Annotated in this window: 13 protein-coding genes and 1 other RNA gene; 8 read left to right on the top strand and 6 right to left on the bottom strand. The window is 55.2% G+C overall.

Going from position 1 to position 16,780, the window contains the following annotated elements; genetic code table 11:
- Positions 1-3: 3 nt before the first annotated feature.
- From RDV48_07575 to RDV48_07590, 4 genes are all read left to right on the top strand, one after another.
- Entirely contained in the window at positions 4-987 is a 984-nt protein-coding gene (locus tag RDV48_07575) for a type II secretion system F family protein (protein MDQ7822635.1), read from the top strand.
- A gap of 97 nt (positions 988-1,084) precedes the next feature.
- A complete protein-coding gene (locus RDV48_07580; protein ID MDQ7822636.1) occupies positions 1,085-3,661 on the top strand; it encodes a response regulator in 2,577 nt (858 codons plus the stop codon).
- Between the two features lie 45 nt (positions 3,662-3,706).
- Positions 3,707-4,054, top strand: a transfer-messenger RNA (tmRNA) gene (gene ssrA / locus RDV48_07585).
- A 218-nt stretch (positions 4,055-4,272) separates the two neighbouring features.
- Entirely contained in the window at positions 4,273-5,280 is a 1,008-nt protein-coding gene (locus RDV48_07590) for an ornithine carbamoyltransferase (GenBank protein MDQ7822637.1), read from the top strand.
- Between the two features lie 73 nt (positions 5,281-5,353).
- Here the strand turns inward: RDV48_07590 and RDV48_07595 are convergent, their stop codons facing one another.
- From RDV48_07595 to RDV48_07610, 4 genes are read right to left on the bottom strand one after another with little or no spacing between them, the layout of a single operon-like run.
- Entirely contained in the window at positions 5,354-5,791 is a 438-nt protein-coding gene (locus tag RDV48_07595) for a response regulator (GenBank protein MDQ7822638.1), read from the bottom strand.
- A 15-nt stretch (positions 5,792-5,806) separates the two neighbouring features.
- Positions 5,807-7,582: a PocR ligand-binding domain-containing protein gene (locus RDV48_07600; protein MDQ7822639.1), complete on the bottom strand. Its 1,776-nt coding sequence runs from the start codon at positions 7,580-7,582 to the stop codon at positions 5,807-5,809.
- Between the two features lie 52 nt (positions 7,583-7,634).
- Entirely contained in the window at positions 7,635-8,561 is a 927-nt protein-coding gene (locus RDV48_07605; GenBank protein MDQ7822640.1) for an ankyrin repeat domain-containing protein, read from the bottom strand.
- 54 nt (positions 8,562-8,615) lie between these two features.
- The gene (locus RDV48_07610; protein ID MDQ7822641.1) at positions 8,616-9,071 is read right to left on the bottom strand and encodes a DUF2141 domain-containing protein; all 456 of its coding nucleotides are present in this window, start codon (positions 9,069-9,071) and stop codon (positions 8,616-8,618) included.
- Between the two features lie 168 nt (positions 9,072-9,239).
- Between RDV48_07610 and RDV48_07615 the strand changes: the two genes are divergently transcribed.
- The 4 genes from RDV48_07615 to RDV48_07630 all read left to right on the top strand — a co-directional run bounded on the left by RDV48_07615 (position 9,240) and on the right by RDV48_07630 (position 13,811).
- Positions 9,240-10,532: a hypothetical protein gene (locus RDV48_07615; protein MDQ7822642.1), complete on the top strand. Its 1,293-nt coding sequence runs from the start codon at positions 9,240-9,242 to the stop codon at positions 10,530-10,532.
- Between the two features lie 38 nt (positions 10,533-10,570).
- The gene (locus RDV48_07620; protein MDQ7822643.1) at positions 10,571-11,866 is read left to right on the top strand and encodes a hypothetical protein; all 1,296 of its coding nucleotides are present in this window, start codon (positions 10,571-10,573) and stop codon (positions 11,864-11,866) included.
- Between the two features lie 190 nt (positions 11,867-12,056).
- Positions 12,057-12,599 (top strand): hypothetical protein, encoded by a 543-nt coding sequence (locus tag RDV48_07625; GenBank protein ID MDQ7822644.1) that lies wholly within the window; start codon positions 12,057-12,059, stop codon positions 12,597-12,599.
- Between the two features lie 111 nt (positions 12,600-12,710).
- Entirely contained in the window at positions 12,711-13,811 is a 1,101-nt protein-coding gene (locus RDV48_07630; GenBank protein MDQ7822645.1) for a zinc ribbon domain-containing protein, read from the top strand.
- Here the strand turns inward: RDV48_07630 and RDV48_07635 are convergent.
- Together RDV48_07635 and RDV48_07640 are read right to left on the bottom strand one after the other, a co-directional pair.
- Positions 13,808-15,550, bottom strand: coding sequence for a glycosyltransferase family 39 protein (locus tag RDV48_07635; GenBank protein MDQ7822646.1), 1,743 nt, complete (start codon positions 15,548-15,550; stop codon positions 13,808-13,810). The two genes, RDV48_07630 and RDV48_07635, sit on opposite strands and share 4 nt — an antisense overlap.
- Positions 15,547-16,743: an HRDC domain-containing protein gene (locus RDV48_07640; protein ID MDQ7822647.1), complete on the bottom strand. Its 1,197-nt coding sequence runs from the start codon at positions 16,741-16,743 to the stop codon at positions 15,547-15,549. The genes RDV48_07635 and RDV48_07640 overlap by 4 nt, the downstream gene beginning before the upstream one ends.
- Between the last annotated feature and the right edge of the window lie 37 nt (positions 16,744-16,780).

Here is a 16,780-nt window from a genome sequence, read left to right on the forward strand (position 1 = left end):
CAAGTGCTGCATCTTTCCCTGAAGGACCAGATCTCCTTTTTCACCCAGATGGCCACCATGCTGAAAGCAGGCGTGCCGATCGTGAAGTCTCTCGAGACAATCGGCACCAATGCCCTCTCCCGGGGCCAGCGGCGCTTTGCCCTTGCCATGGCTGATTTTGTCGCCAAGGGAGGGAGGCTCTCTGACGGCCTCTCAGAGCTCCCCGGCATAAGGGATGACTTTGTGATCGCCATGGTGCGGGTCGGTGAAACGGGAGGGTTCCTGGATCAAAAACTGAGGGAGCTGGCCTTCTTCCTTGAAAAGGTGCAGGCCTTCAGGATGAGCTTCATGAGCAGCATGATCTACCCGCTTCTCATCTTTCACGGGAGCGTTCTCCTTCCGCCGCTGTTCTACCTCTTCACCGGCGAGGCTTCCACCTATTTCCGCGTGATCCTCACGGTCCTTGTCCCTTTTTATGCCCTTGTGGCGTCCCTTGCGGTGCTCCATACCGTGCTTGCCTCTTCCAGGGCTTTCAGGAGCTTTTGTGATTCGGTGTTTGTGTTCACCCCTCTCGTCGGAGGCGTGATAAAAAAATTTGCCGTGGCCCGCTTTGCACGGGCTTTTGCAAACCTCTATGAATCGGGGATCAACGTGAACCAGTGCGTCACCGCCGCCTCGTCTGCCTGCGGGAACATGCTCCTGGCGGGCCGGTTCAGGAAGATCGCCCCCGCCATTGACAGGGGGACGCCGCTCTCCCAGGCTTTCAGGCAGTCGGGCCTTTTCCCGCCCCTGGCGCTCCAGCTCATTGCCACAGGGGAGGAGACCGGCACGATGGCGACGATGCTGCTGAAGAGTGCCGATATCCTTGACGAGCAGCTTGACCACACAATGAAGAGGTTTTTTGTGATACTCCCGGTGCTGGTGCTGCTCATGGCCGGCGGCTACGTGGGGTATGTCGTTATCAGGCAGTATATGAAAATATTTGACATGTTCTACCGTATCAGGTGATGTTCCTGAGTGGATAGGTGCCTGCGAGAAGGGGCTGAGGGCAGGCACGAAGAAGTTGATGGGTGGCATTATGTTGACAAGATGAGGAGGTTCGCCGGTGAATGCAAAGATTCTGGTAGTTGATGATGATCCCTCGATGAGGGATACGGTCACCGTGGTGCTGGAGGATGAAGGCTTTGACGTGATTGCCGCAGCCAATGGTTTTGAGGCCATCGAGAAGATCAAGGAGAGCTCCTTTGACCTTCTCATCTGTGATATAAGGATGGCCGGGATGGACGGCCTGGAGACCCTGGCGGCGCTTCGCAAATCCCAGCCGGAGCTCCGGAGCATCATCATGACCGGCTATGCAAGCGAGGAAGATCCTGTGAGGGCCATCAAGCTCGGCGTTGATGATTACCTGTATAAGCCTTTTGACGCCCAGGAATTCCTGAAAAGCGTGAGAAAAAGCATAGAGACCCTCCATAAAGGCACCCCGGCCGGTGAAGAGGGCCGCACAAGGGACGAGCTCCTTGCGACAATGAAAAAGATTGCCTTCTTTCTTGAGGAGAGGGATCCTTACTACAGCGGGCACTCAAAGAGAGTCGCAACACTTTCGCTCCAGATTTTCAAAAAAATGGGCTATCCGAGGGAGAGGACCTTGATCCTGGAGACGGCGGCGCTCCTTCACGATCTGGGCCAGATAGAGGTGAAGCAGTCGATTCTCCATAAGAAGGGGAACCTTTCGGCGGAGGAGCTTGCCACGGTGCAGCGCCATCCCCAGGCTGCACGGGAGATTCTTGCAGTGGTGCCGGGCCTCCAGGAGATAGTGATGATTCTCTTCCATCACCATGAGCGTTATGACGGCAAAGGCTACCCTGCAGCGCTGAAAGGCGACGATATCCCCATTGAATCGAGAATAATAGCCGTCGCGGAAGCCTACGACGCCCTCATCTCAGCGAGGCCGCACCGCGATCCCCTCTCTCCCGCCGAGGCCCTGGCGGAAATCTCCCGCCATGGAGGCACGCAGTTTGATCCCCGCGTGGTCGAAGCCCTGACCCCCCTCGTGGAGGCCGAGGGCCTCGAAGAGAGGGGCGAGATAGATCCCGCCGACGAGGAACGGGAGCGTGAAGAGGAGCTCTCCCGCCAGAAGCGGCGCAAGACCCTCATCAACCTGGCCCATACCTTCAGGGAGCTCGGGCAGCACAAGATAGCGCTCCAGGCTTACGAGGAAAGCCTGCAGATGGAGGAGGACATGGCTGACATCCTCAGCTTTGAGGCCGCTGACGGCATTGCCCGCCTCTCCCTTGAAATGGGTGAGCTTACAAGGGCCCGGGGCCTTGCAGAGAAAAATATCTCCCTTGCCGAGAAGATGGGAAAGCTCTCGAAAGGATCGGCCTTCTGCACCTTCGGGCTCGTCCTTGGCGAGGAGGGCCGCTGGGCCGAGGCCGAAGAGAAATTCAGGGGGGCCCGGGAGACCTTCGAACTCTGGGAGGATCACCAGAAGATGACCCTGGCCGATCTCTACCTTGCCGGCATATATTCGCAGAATGCGGGGCGCTCCACGGAGTTCAGGGCCAAGTTTGCCACATCCCTCCGGAGCCTTATAAGCCTTGTGAAGCACTATAATGACTATGACACCCTTCTTATCGAAAGGAAGCGTGCCTTTCCCCTTCTGATAAACGCCCTGATGCTCGAGGTGGAAAAGGAAGCCGTGATGGAGCTGGTGGTCACCCTGGGCCAGCAGACCACCAAGGAGCTGGAGAGCCTTGTGCAGTCACCCGTTGAGTCAAACAGAGTGCTTCTCATCGAGATTCTGGAAAAGGTTGCCACCGGGCAGGCTCAGGCTCTTCTGCGCCAGATGCTCGATGACCCCGCGGCAAAGGTCCGCGAGCAGGCTCAGACGGCCCTCTCCAACATTTCCGGCAAGCCTGTGATCCCCGTGCTGAGGAGCTACTGCCTCGGGAAGTTCAGGCTCGCAAGCGGCGACAGCCTCATCAAGGACGAGGAGTGGAAGACCAAGAAATCCAAATATGTGCTGGCCTATCTTCTCTCACGGTGGAACGAGGACGTGCCGGAAGAGAAGCTTCTCTATGCCTTCTGGCCCGACTCTCCTCCCAAGAAGTCCCGCCAGAGCCTTCATACGGCCCTCTACCAGATAAGGCAGCTTTTTCAGCAGTTCGTCGGCGATCAGAAGGTGAACTATATCCTTCACGAAAAGGAGTTCTACCGCTTCAACACCGAGGCGGAGCACTACATCGATCTCAAGGAGTTCGAGCAGTTCTATAAGCTCGGGTCCCGTTACCTTGACGAGGGCAAGGAGGAGGCGGGCATTGCCCAGCTCCAGAAATCGGAAGCACTCTATGTAGGGGAGTTTCTTGAGGGCTACTTCTCTGACTGGGCCATCGAATACCGGGAAAACATCAGGAAAATGTATATTGACGTCCTGGTGAGGCTTGCAAACCATTTCTTCAAGGTGAAGAAATACGAGGTCTCCCTCGACTACAGCCAGAAGATCCTCACCCATGACAGCTGCCGCCAGGATATCCATATGATGGTGATGAAGTGCTACCAGGCCCTCGGCCAGAAAGAGCTTGCCATCAAGCAGTACCAGTTCTGCACCCAGATCCTGAAGAGGGAGCTCAATATCTCCCCTTCGACGGAGCTCATGGCCCTCTATCTTGACCTGAAGGGATGATTCTTGCTATCCGCAAGGGTTCCGTGGTATAATGGAAGGCGAAAAGGGGGTGACTTGGCTTCGACGGGGAGCATTCTGGCAGAAGTGGCGCGTCGAGTTCCGTGCTCTCGTTAAACGAGCGGAAACGAATACACAACAACAACGAATACGCTTTAGCCGCCTAGTGTGGTTACGTCCACCTGGCCTTGCCGGCGGGGTCAGACTGGGCGTCAAAACAGCCGGATACTCTGCGTGAAGGCCCCTGGCACGCGGGGGAACCAAAAAAGAGGATTGGGATTTGCGCATCCTGCCTGGGGGAGGCGTACGTCCCGAAAAACAAAACACAGGCTACACGCGTAGAAGCTTCTGTGGGGATCTTTTCGGACGCGGGTTCAATTCCCGCCACCTCCATCATGAAAAAAAAGAAGCCCCGGAAAGGGGCTCTTTTTTTCGCCCATGGTTCCTGTCAGAAATACCATGGCATTCTGTGCACCTCAGAGAGGAATGTAGGGCTTTTGTGTATAACCTAAGGGAGATCAAGGGCAAAGCTCACACCTTTACCTCTTATCAGACGATTTTTTAATTGCAGGGCAGCCTGCAAAATCACAAATAATCAATAAGGAGGACAGAGAATGAAAACAAATCTCAAGGGAAGGGACTTCATCAGCATCATGGACTTCAAACAGGAAGAGCTTGAGACCATATTCGAGCTTGCCTTCGATCTGAAGAGACGCGTGGCTGTCGGCGAACCTCACCCCCTGCTTGCAGGCAAAACACTGGGAATGCTCTTTGCATCCCCTTCAACGAGGACCAGGATTTCCTTTGAAACAGGCATGACCCAGCTCGGCGGCCATGCCCAGTATTATTCACCGGATCAGCTCCAGCTCAAGAACAAGGAATCATGGAGAGATACGGCCGAGATGGTGAGCCGGTTCATCGAAGGCTTCATGATCCGCCTCTATAACCTGAAGACACAGATGGGTACCGACACTTATGAATATGGAGATGCGAGGAATGTGCTGCGGGCTATTGCTGAATATGCCACTATTCCCATCATCAATGCCCTTGATGACAAGGAGCACCCCTGCCAGATCATGGCTGACATCATGACGATGAAAGAGAAGTTCGGCGACAGCTACAAGTCCAAGAAGATAGTCATGGGCTGGGCTTATGACGAGCGGGCAAAGTCAGCAGGAGTGCCGCAGACCATGGCAGCTGCCGCAGGAATTCTCGGGATGAATATCGTGCTTGCTTACCCTGATATAGAGGGTTATGACATTGATCCTGAATATTTCAATTTTGCCAAGAAAGCTGCCCAGGAATCGGGCGGGTCCGTCACGGTGGAGCATGATATCTGGAAGGCCTGCCAGGGCGCCGATATCATCTACTGCAAATCATGGGCGAGAAATCCCGAGCTCCATGAGAAGAACAGGGATAAGTTCAAGCAAGACTGGTGTATTTCACACAAGCATTTCGAGAATGCAAGCAAGCGCGCCAAATACATGCATTGCCTGCCTGCCAAGCGTGGACAGGAAGTCACCGACGCGCTTATTGATGATCCCGTTCTCTCAATCGTCAATGATGAGGCTGAAAACCGTCTCCATGTGCAGAAAGCCATCATGGCGCTCACGATGCGCTAAGCACAGCTTCTATGAAAAAAAAGGGCGGAAGAAATTCCGCCCTTTTTTTGCCTCTGCGGGGCGCCGGGAGATATCATAAAAGAGGGGCTATATTAAGGCAGCACCAGTACGTTGCAAGAGACATGATGATCTCTTCAAAGCGGCTGAAGTCCGTGGGCTTTTCAATGTAGCTGTTCGCTCCGAGCTCATAGCTCCTCAGTATGTCATCTTCCTCACCGGAAGATGAGAGCACCACGACGGGGAGAAGCCTGGTCCTGTCGTCGCGCCTGATTTTTCTGAGGACCTCAAACCCGTCGGTACGGGGCAGTTTCAGGTCAAGCAGCACAAGGTGAGGAAGGGTGCGGCTGTCACTGGTTTCATATTTCCCCGTGCCGAAGATATAGTCCATGGCCTCTTCGCCGTCACGGGCTACGATGAGATCCCTCGAAGGGTTGTGCTTTTTGAGGGTCCGCACGGTGAGGTACTCGTCATCGCTGTTGTCTTCGACAATCAGAATGCTGCCGTACTTCATGAGTTCACCCTTTCTTCATTGATGTGCCTTGTTGAGTGCTTCGTGCTTTTCGTTGAGGGTAAAATAAAATACCGCTCCCTCGCCGGTTTTTCCTTCGGCCCATATGCGCCCGCCGTGGCGCTGGATGACTCGCTTCACTGTCGAGAGCCCCACGCCGCTTCCCTTGTATTCATCCTGGGAATGGAGCCTCTGAAAGGGGTTAAAGAGCCTGTGGGCCTGCGACTGGTCAAATCCGGCGCCGTTATCTCTTATGAAATAGGTGGTTTTCCCGTCCTTGAGGGTTTTCCCGAATTCTATGAGCGCTTCGGGCTTTTTTTCGGTGAATTTCCACGCGTTATCCAGAAGATTTTCTATGGCAATGGGAAAAAGGCGGTGATCACCTTGTGCAGTGAGATCCTTTTCAATGATGAACTGTGCATGACGGTGGGGATCCTTTTTTTTAAGCTCCTCTGCAATGGTTTTGACAAGGTCGCTCAGATACACGGTATTTAACAGGGGAGTGCCGCGGGTGACCCGTGAGAGGGAGAGAAGGTCCTCGATGATCTGGCCCATGCTCTTGCTCGCTTTCTGTATCCGCAGAAAGTAGTCTTTCCCCGTTTCATCAAGCCTGTCGCGGTATTCCTCAAGGAGTATGGTGGCAAACCCGTCGATGCTTCTCAGAGGTGACCTCAGATCATGGGAAACCGCATAGGAAAAGGACTCAAGTTCCCTGTTGACAAGCATAAGCTCTTCGGTGCGCTCTTCCACCATCTTTTCCAGCTCGTCATTGAGCCTCCTGAGCTCGTCCTGCTCCTTCTTTCTCCTGGTGATGTCCTCAAAAATGGTGGCGAAAATGCCTTTTTCGGGCGATGACACCGATATCCTGAAATGTTTTCCCAAGGGCTCGAAGAAGACTTCCATAGAGGCAGGCTCACCGGTGAGAGCAGCTTTGCTGTACTCATTGAGGTAGGGGGGATTGCCAGTCCCGTAGAGCTCTGAAGCATATTTTCCCACGGCTTCCTCTTTCGGGATGCCGGTGATTCTCTCAAAAGCGGGATTGACCACGAGAATCCTGTAATCAACAGGGATGCCCTCCTCGTTCTGGATAATCCTGTGGAGAGCCACCCCTTCATTCATCGAAGTGAAGAGGGAGATGAATCTTGACTGGCTCTCCTTAAGGGCTTCTTCTGCTCTGAGGCGCTCCGTGATCTCCTTTTCAAGCTTTATGGTATATTCCTTGAGGCGCAGGTTCGCGATCCCGTATTCCACGATAAAAGACGCCAGCTCCGACAGAAAGGCAAGGACTTCCCTGAACTGATTTTCAGAGACCACGGGGACTTCATCGACGGCCCTGAGATACCTCTCCATATCATAGCCCAGAGCCTTCCCGTGCTCATTGAACCATTCAATGTCTGGCTTCTCGAAAAAAACCTGCCCCGTCGCAAGGCTTGCAAGGTGGATTCCGTTCACGATGAGAGGTGTCGCGCCGTCAACGAGGCCGTTCCCGCAGGGAAGAATATTGGTTTCCTTAAGATTCTTGAGCTTCTCGGTGAGCTCCATGTTGCTGTCTTTGCAGTGCCTGAGGGATTCATGGGTGGTGCGGTGAAATTTCGTGCAGATATCCCGCCATCCTGTGGAGATGAGAAGCTCCTGCCCTGGATAGGAGACAAATCCCGTAGTGAATCCTGTGGCTTTTGAGAAGGCTTCAAAAATCTCCCGGAGCTTCTCCAGATTGATGATCTCTTTTATGGAATAAACCGGCGGATCTTCGCCCACGCTTCCCTCACTTTCGTTATTCCAGTCGCGGAGCATCGCTGCTATGTTCCATTATAGCATGACGTCTTCAGCCCTGCAACAAAACGGCCTATCTGCCCCCCTTGGCTTTAAGGAGAGCCGCCGCCTCCTTGTTCCCTTTTTTTGCGGCATAGAAGAGGGGCGTCTTTCCTTTCTTGTCCTTCGGGTTAATCTCTGCACCTGAAGTGGCAAGCAATTCCACGACTTCCACGTTTCCCGCGTAGGCGGCCTTATGGAGCGCTGTCCAGCCTGACCTGTCCTTGAGGTTGAGCTTTGCTCCTTTTTCGACAAGCACCTTTACCACGTCATTGTGGCCGTCATGGGCAGCCCAGTGGAGGGCTGTCCATCCGTAGCCGTCTTCCTCATCTATGGGCGAGCCTTCTGCAAGAAGCACTCTGACGGCAGCCACATTGCCGTGGTATGCCGCATCATGAAGGGGGGTTAGACCTTTCTTGGTGAAAGCCCTTGTATCGGCACCCCTGGAGATAAGTGATTCAACGAGAGAGCTGTCCAGCATGTGGGTGGCGTTATGGAGAGCCGTGTAGCCCTTGTCGTTTTTCGCCTTGATATTGGCGCCTCCTTCCATGAGGAGCGCGCTGACCTCTCTGTGGCCTGCCGTGGTCGCCGTGAGAAGGGGAGTGTCTCCCCCCCTGCAGGCTCCCTCAAGGGGAGAGCCTGCCTCCAGCAGAAGCCTTGCCGCCTCCACATTGTTCGATAGGGCAGCCTCGTGGAGGGCCGTCCAGCCAAAGGCGTTTTTTGCGGAGGCGCAGCGCTTGTCCCGGGCAAGGAGGCTCTTGAGTGTTTCCAGGTCATTTTTCGCGACTGCATCTCTCATGACCGCGGCCATATCAGGGGATGCCTGGGGGGGGGCATCAGCAGGCGTTACGGCACTCACGGGGGAGGGAGGCGGCGAAGGAGTGCCCGTGGTGGGGGGCGGTGCGCAGGATGCATTGAGGATCCCCATCATGCAGAGAAGGATAACCAGAATAAATTTCATATATTACCTGCTTTCCTGGCGTACCTGCAGGGCGTCGTCACCCGGAGCGCTGCCCTAGTAATATATCATGGTGATCGGGAGGCTCTTCCGGGGCTCCCCCAGGGTAAACTGCCCTTCGTCGAAGCGGGGCGCGCGGTTGCGCTTGGGGGGGTTGTTCGATATCCCGATGCCCTTTTTGGGTTTTCCCCAGGCGCCGCGCTCGAGCTTGCCGCTTGAGTCGTCATCATGATAAAGGCTTATCGCATAGGTGCCATAGGGGATTGCATCAATGGTTGCGGTGGCATGCCCTTCCGATATGGGAGCCGAAAAGGTCTTGAGTGCCTTGCCGCTTTCGTAAGGGAAGCCGTCGGCCGATGAAAAAAGCGCACCTTTCATCTCTCCCTTGTCGTTCCGGAAACCCTCTGCGTTGATAGTGATGCTGCCCTCCTGCCTGTCGGCCGCCAGGGCTGCCAGGGTTGCCAGGCAGAGAAGGAAAATGAGCATGAAGATAGCTCCGCCTCGCATTCTCATGGAATCACCTCGCCTCGATTTCTTTTCACCGTCAGATATCTTTTCTTTACAAAATCCTTCTCTCCTTCATAACCTCTCCATGCACGGGGCTGCGGCAAAAGGGATTCAATGATTTGTCAGGAATAAAGAAGGAGGGACCTCAGGGCTCCCGCAGTGAAAGGAGTGGTCATGGTGAACGGAAAGAGCGGAATCCTTATGGCTCTTGCCTTGCTTTTTCTGATTGCTCCGGGGGCATCCCCGGTCTACGGAAATCCTCTTGTGGTCCTCAGGCCTGGAAAGGCAAAGACAGAAGTCATTGTCGTGGAAAATCCCGGCAGCCCGGGAAGGCTTCTGGTCACTCTTCCCACCTCCCAGGCAGGGGTGACGTCACAGAGTTATCTTGGCCAGGAACAGGCCCCGCGCAATGTGGGCAAAGGGAAGGTCCTCCTCTACAAGATCGATGAGAAGACCTGGAAGCTCACGGCTTTTATTCTGAACCTTGAAAGCGGGGCGATGACCGGCCTCAAGGAGCTGTTCCCGGGCTCACATGCCTATATGACGCCGGAGGGGAAAGTAGTCTCCACAGGCAACAGCTTCAGAGTCTCAAAGGATGGAAAGTTTCTTCTCTGCTTCAGGGTCAGGAACATGGTGGTGGCAGAGGAGCGCTACGAGGGGGAGGCCTCTCTCGTCCTCTATGACGTGGGGGCCAGAAAGATAGTATGGGAGAAGTTCATCATGAAAGGCGATCTCTCCCTTGGCCTGAGAGTATACGGCCACTTCACCAGCGACCTGCTCTTTGTCTTTCTCAATGGCATGCTTTATAAAATGCCGTACAGGAAGGAACTGAAGCTTACCCCCCTTGTGAAGGGTTCCCTTTTCGTCACTGTTGCCCCCAATGATTCGCTTGCCGTCATGGAGACAAGGCCCCAGGGCTGCAAGCTCTTTGATTTTGCCGCCTCGGCGATCCGCAGCGGCGTGAAGCTTCCCGATGACCCGGTGCAGCCGGTTTTTTCTCCCAATGGAGAATACCTTTGTTATGGCGAGAGGGATGGAGCCCTTTTTCTTGTCAATACCCTCACGGGGAAGGCGAAGGTCATCGATCAGGGTCCTGTTCTCAATCCATGGCCCCTCTTTTCTCCTGACGGGACCTCACTTGTCTATCTGAAGGAAAGGATTGCAAGAGCTGATAATTATGAGGCGCGGGGAGGATACCGCGTCGTGTGCCAGGATCTGGCCTCAGGCTTGTCGGTGACTCTCAATCCCGGTGTTTCCGAAAAGGAGCAGATCTCTTCCATGACAGGCTCCTCCCAGGGGTACTGGGTCTCGGTATCGTCTCTTTCCTCAATGCCGTCGTCGCTGGTAAGGCTTTACTGCATCCCATGGAATGCACGCGGTGACAGTGAGTGCCTGCTGTGGTATAATGGAAGGGATAGTGGATTTGTCGTTCCCGATTCCCTGGAATACAATAACCCGGGGTTATGACCGATGCTCCGTGAAGCCGCCAGCAAAGAAAGGATACCATGATGAAAAGAAGCCTCTGCCTGCTCCTGCTCCTTGCGCTTGCCCTCATTCTGCCGGGCTGCGGAGGCGGCGGAGGCGGCGGAAGTGCCGCAGGCGGCTATTATTCCTCTTATTCTCCTCAGGCGTCGCCTACAGTGACACCCACACCGCCGGTGTGGTCGGGCACGTCAAAATTTGGATGCGGCGGCCCTGAAAGCAGTGACTTCCAGAGCCTTGTCGCCCTTGGCGTGCACAGGAAGCGGGTTGCTATCTCCATCTTTCCCTCAGGGTCTTTCACCTTTGACTTCCTGGACAGCCAGGTGACGGCCAACCAGGCCTATTCCATCCTTACTTACTTCATTATCGATCCCAACAGGACGGGAAGCACCTGGGTCTCATCCAGCACCTTCTCGAGCGCCCTCGGCACTATAGTGGAGCGTTACGACGGCGACGGAGTCAATGACATGCCTGGACTCCTCTATCCCCTCCAGGATTTTGAGATATGCAACGAGATTGACACGCAGAGCACCCGCTGGAGCGGTTTCACCGACGCCATGTACCTTGATTTCATGGAGAAGTGCTTTGCCGCCGTGAAGAGCGCCTCGCCCGGCGCAAGGCTTTTTGCAGGGGCGCTCAGCCAGCCGCCGGTGGGGAACAATAACAAGACCTTTGACAGGCTGGTCCAGAATGGCGGCACTCCTTACTTTGATGCCATCAGCTACCATGACTACCAGTACCTTCTCGAGATGGACAGCCTCCAGGCGTACCTTGCCTCGAGAAATCTTCTTTCAAAGCCTGTGTACATCACCGAGGCCGATATGAGCGTCGAGTATAACACCTCTCCGCAGCCCACCTTTACGGAACAGGCAAACATGCTGATAAAATCTTACGCCTATGCGCTTGCGAACAGCAACATCAAAACCATCATCGTGACGGAGCTCCAGGCTTTGAGCACCCAGCCAGCCAAGCTGCAGTGGGCGGCCCTTCTCGATCTGTCCGGCACAAAGCGCCCCTCCTTTTATGCCTGCGGGAAGCTGATAGAAAAAGTGGACAACTTCACTGAGAGCGGCCTCTTCAGCGCCGGTACAGGCATTACCTGCGTAAGGTTTGTGGCGAATAACCGCACGGTATATATTCTATGGGCCGCGGCAGCGGCTCAAGCCATGATTCCGACTTCTGCCCCGCGGGTGCGCGTGACCCCTGTGGTGCCTGACGGCAATGGCCAGTTCACCTCCACTGAAATTACGGCATCAGCAGGCTATGCCACCGTGCCGGCATCTTCGACAGCCTCTTACGTGGAGGAAGTGGTGCCGTGACTCTCCCTTGCAGTTTCTGCGATAATTGTCATGGAGAGAATTGTAAACATCATGAAAAAAAATATTTACATGATTTTTACAATTTTTACAAGTCGGTCACTTAACTGACAGGCAAAAAATGGGATAATGTAAGTAGAGAAGAAGGGAATCAGTTCCCGAAGAGGGAACCTATATGAAAGGAGAAAAAACGATGGGAATCAATTTTTGGGGATCAATGAACGCGCTTACGCCTCAGAGCATGTTTGGCGGTGACCAGACTAATTCCATGATGAGCCCATATGGCATAGGCCAGCAGCAGCAGATGGGCCAGATGGGTGGCCCGCAGCAGATGCAGCAGATGATGCAGCTGATGATGATGATCATGATGATGATGATGAAGGTGATGCAGGGGCAGAATCCCAACCAGCAGCAGCAGCAGCCTCAGCAGAATCAGCAGAATCAGCAGCACAACCAGGGTGCTTCGGCGGTTGCTTCGGCAGGCCCTCACGGCGCCTCGGCGGCAGCCTCTGCGGGAGGCCCGGGCGGCGCTTCGGCGGCAGCTTCGGCAGGCCCCGGCGGAGCGGCTGCGGCAGCCTCAACCGGCGGCGGCGGAGCGCCTCAGTACGTTCAGCAGGGACAGCCTGGGCAGTATGAGCATCAAGGCCCACCCCCGCCCTTTGGTGACAAGTGCCATCACTGCCAGAATGACCTGGGGAATTTCCTTGGAGTTGGTTATAACCAACAGTATGCCTAGTTTCTTGCCCATCGTATAAGGGATAATGCAGCGTGACGTAAGGAAAAAGTGAATACAGGAGGTTAAAGATTTCCTCCCCTCTCCGAAGGCGAGGGGGGGAAATCGTTTTTTATGGCGGAGAAGAAAGAATCACAAGAAGGCGCATCATTTCTGCAGAGCCTGAGAAGCACCTGGGTCGAGGGAAGCCCCCAGGAGGCCGAAGTGGTGGAAGTGGGGCCGCCCCTTTCACGATCCCCTTTTCTTTCCGATCTCATCAGGGCCCGCCTGCTGCTGAAGGAGGGGAAAGGGAACGCCGATGAGGTTTCCCGGCAGATAAACCTCATGAAGATGCGCCTTACCCCTCTCATGGCAAGCATGGAGCAGATGGCCGCCTATCCTGAAGAGTCTCTCCTTTTCAAGGGCGCCGTGGAAAAGGCGCAGAAGGCCCTTGTCAGGCATAAGGAAGCTCTTGAGGACATGGACCTCTTTTTCAAGGACGGCAAGGAATTTCATCTCGATGAAGGGATCAAGGCATGCCAGGAGGCAACGGACGTGCTCTACAGCTCCTATGAGCAATTCGGCGCTCTCAATGCCGAGATTTCCAAGAAAAGCTGCCTCCAGTGCGGCACCAAAAATCCTCCCGAGGTAAAATACTGCCAGAAGTGCGGCATGGAATTCCGCGTCATCGGGGGGGGGTACCAGGTGCCGCTCTCGCCCGGGGAATCCACAAAGCAGGCCAAGGACCTTCTCTCGGGGAATGTATCGATCCCCACGGTCTTCATGGCCATCTATGAGGAACTGGAAAAAGTGAAGGCCGGTGAGGTCCCTGATGAGGTCTTCGTGGCCCATGTGCAGGAAGTGGTTGATCTTTTCTCGCTGGTGAAGCCCCAGGTGGAGATAATCCTTGGCAAACAGCTCCCCCAGCTCGGCATTGATCAGTCCCTCAAGGACAGCGTTGCCGAGGTAGGCAGGGTGCTGATCGACGGCATTGACGAGGTGCTGGGCGGCCTTGACCAGCTCATCAGGTTCACCGATCGCAGGGTTCCCAAGTATCTTTTTGACGGCTGGACCGCTGTGATGAACGGCGGACAGCATATACTCACCGCCCAGACCCGTTTCGGCGAGATGCTCTCCCAGGGAGCGGCCATGATGAAAAATATGGAAGTGTCCGGTGAAGAGCATATTGAGCAGTTCACCCGCGAGGAGACTGTGCTCGGTGAGGAGGAAGACTAGCGCCTTATCCGGTAAATGAGAAATGAATCGGTAATGGTCTCGGCGGAGCAGGTTTTTTCGATGAGCTCCCTGAGGCCTTTCTGTTTTTCAAGCTCCCCGGGGGATGTGATGATGAAGTAATCGGCGTGCTCTCTCTCAATAAGCATGAAAAGGAAGTCCTTCACAGAGGCGGGAGCGGTCTTCTCAAGGGCCATATACACAAAGTCCTGGGAGGTCGGCCAGGCCGTGCCCTCAATCCATCCATGAAATTTAAGGGGGAGCCCGTAGGAGCTGTCCAGGATGATGGTGTTCCTGCTGTGGTTCACCATCTCGCCGATTCTCTCGTACATGGCCACTCTTCTCGCCCCTTCGGCTCTCGAGGCCGATGATGCCCCTTCGAGTGTTCCAGCCCCGATAAGGACTATAAGCAGTGCCGCAGCAAGCGTGTGTAATGTGCGCGGCGCGAGAAGCTCAGAAAGATAGGTAAAAAGAAACCCCGTGACCTGGCCGAGTGCAAGGGCAATGAGGGGAATGGCCAGCATGTGGTAGTAGTCATGGGTGATTGAGTGGTAGCTGAAAAAGAGGCATGTGAGCCCGTATCCCCCGATAAGCCCTCCGAGGAGTGCCCTTGGCCCCCTTCCTGCAATGAACAGGGCCAGAAGCCCTGCGGCGATAAAAGGTATTCCCACTACCAGCTCGAGCATCTGGAACCACTGGATGTAAAAAGAGGGCTTTGCAATGAGAGCCGGGAAGAAGCGCCCGAAGAATTTCCCTTTTGCGCTCTCTCCCAGAAACACGGTCCCGTAGAGCACCAGAGGGAGCGTGACGCCTGCCGTGAAGAGGACAAGCGGCTTCACCAGGTCGGCCAGGGCTTTTCTTTCCCTGAAGAGCAGCACCGCGGCAAAAGCGGCGCTTACCGTGAAAATGCAGACGCATTTTGCAAAGACGGCCAGGGAGGCCCACAGGGTGGCGAGGAGCAGGCTTCTCCTGCTCCCTGATTCGAGGTACATGGTGAGATAATAGATAAAAATGATAACCAGCACCGTCATGAGTGGATCGGGCATGAAACAGCGGCTTGACCGGATGGCAAAAGGCAGAAAGAGGTAATAGGCGGTTCCCGCCAGGGCTCCGGCCCTGGCGGCGAGTCTTTCAATTGACCTGTAAAGGAACCAGCTTCCCGCAAGCCACAGCAGGGCGCTGAGAAGCCCGGGGAGCGCGAGGTGCTCCCCCCCCAGCACGAAATATCCGCCCACAGCCAGGAGCTCCATCAGGGGAGGCTCAATGAAGAATTCATTGACGCGGAAAAAGTTTTTTTTCCAGGGCTCCATGCCGGGAGGGCAGAGGCCGCAGTAGAGCGATCTGGCGATAAGCGCATTGTTGTACTGCCGCGCTTTATGAAATTCCAGAGGAAGGACATCCAGCTTGTAGGCTCTCACTCCCAGGGCCATGAGCAGGAATAAGAGCACAATGATTCTTTTCCCTTTGAAAATGGTGAACGAGGGGCCCTCCCCGGCCCTGAACCTCCCAAGGGCCCTTTTCCATTCCTCCCTGAAGCCTTTCCTGAAGGGCCCGATAAGGACAGTGACAGCCAGAGCGGCAAGGAGCACCGCCAGCTCGATGGGCACCCAGAGGTGGTGAATCTTTATCGTGAAGGGGCCGCCATGCCAGGAGCCGCCTCTGGTAAAGAGAAGGATACCGGCACAGGTGGTAAGATAGAGCACTCCCGCCAGCAGCAGCGCAAGGGCAACAGCCTTTCTCATGTCCTTTTCCCGGTGGTTCTGGGAGCTCTCCGCTCTTTCCTCCCCTCGCCCGTCAGGGCCCTGTGGAACTCCTCGTAGAGAATCTCCACCTGCCAGTCAAGCAGGCCGCTGATCCTGCTCATTTCCTCGCGCGTGGAGGGCTTTTCTGAAGCAATCAGTGAGAGGGCTCTCTGAGGAGCAAGTATTGAAGGTGTAAGCTCGAAGCTCAGGGCAATGGTGTCACGGACCTCTTTCAGCCTTCCGAGGCTCTCGCCGTCCACGTTTCTCTGGATTCCATGCTTTTTCTTGAGAGGCCGGGGCCATTCGCGGGGTGAGAGGGCTTTCGCTTTCCTTATTGCCTCTTCCAGAGAGGTGAGCCTTCTGGGGCTTTTCAGCGATCGCGGAAGAAGGGGGTAGCCGCCCGGTGATGAGGATTCGACACCTGCAGCCCAGAGGGCCAGGGCAAGTAACTGCTCGTCGTTAAGAATTTTAAAGCAGGGCACGTCGGCCCTGCTCGCCTCGTGCTCTCTCCAGAACCACAGCGTTTTCACCATGGCTTTCTCCCTGCCGGAGAGGGCCGAGGAGCCCTTGATACGCCAGGCTTTTTCCGGATCCCGTGCAGGAGGGAACGATATGGAGAGGAGGTGCTCACAGCACTCCCGGTGCCATTGGCGGCGCCCGGCCACCCTGAGCTCCTGCTCAAGCTTTGCCGAGAGCTCTGGAAGATACCGCACGTCGTTTCCTGCATAAAGGAGCATTCTTGGTGAAAGGGGGCGCTTTGACCAGTCGAGCTTCTGGCCGCTCTTGGAGAGGCGCACTCCGCAGTGATGCTCCACAAGCGAGGCGAGGCCGAGGTTTTCGTAGCCGAGAAGCTGCAGGGCCAGCATGGTGTCAAAGACCTGTGCCGGTGAGAAACCAAAGTCCCTGCGGAGAATTCTGAGATCATAGTCAGCGCCATGGAGTATCAGGCGCTTTTGCGAGAGCAACGTGAAGAATTCCGACAGATCAATGCTGGCGAGCGGATCGACAATGAATATGGAGCCCTCCACGTTGAGCTGAATAAGGCAGACCTTCTGATGGTAATGGTGAAGGCTGTCGGCTTCCGTATCAAGCGCCGCGCTCTCAGCTTTTTCCAGGGAACGCTCCACGGCCTCAAGACCGGTCTTGGTGGTGATGTAAGTGCACTCGGGCACTGGCTCTTCAATAGATGACATATATGCTGCAAGGGAGAGTGTTTTCCGAAATAGTAAC

The sequence above is a fragment of the Candidatus Eremiobacterota bacterium genome, from assembly GCA_031082125.1.
Taxonomy (GTDB): Bacteria; Vulcanimicrobiota; CADAWZ01; order CADAWZ01; family Ess09-12; genus Ess09-12.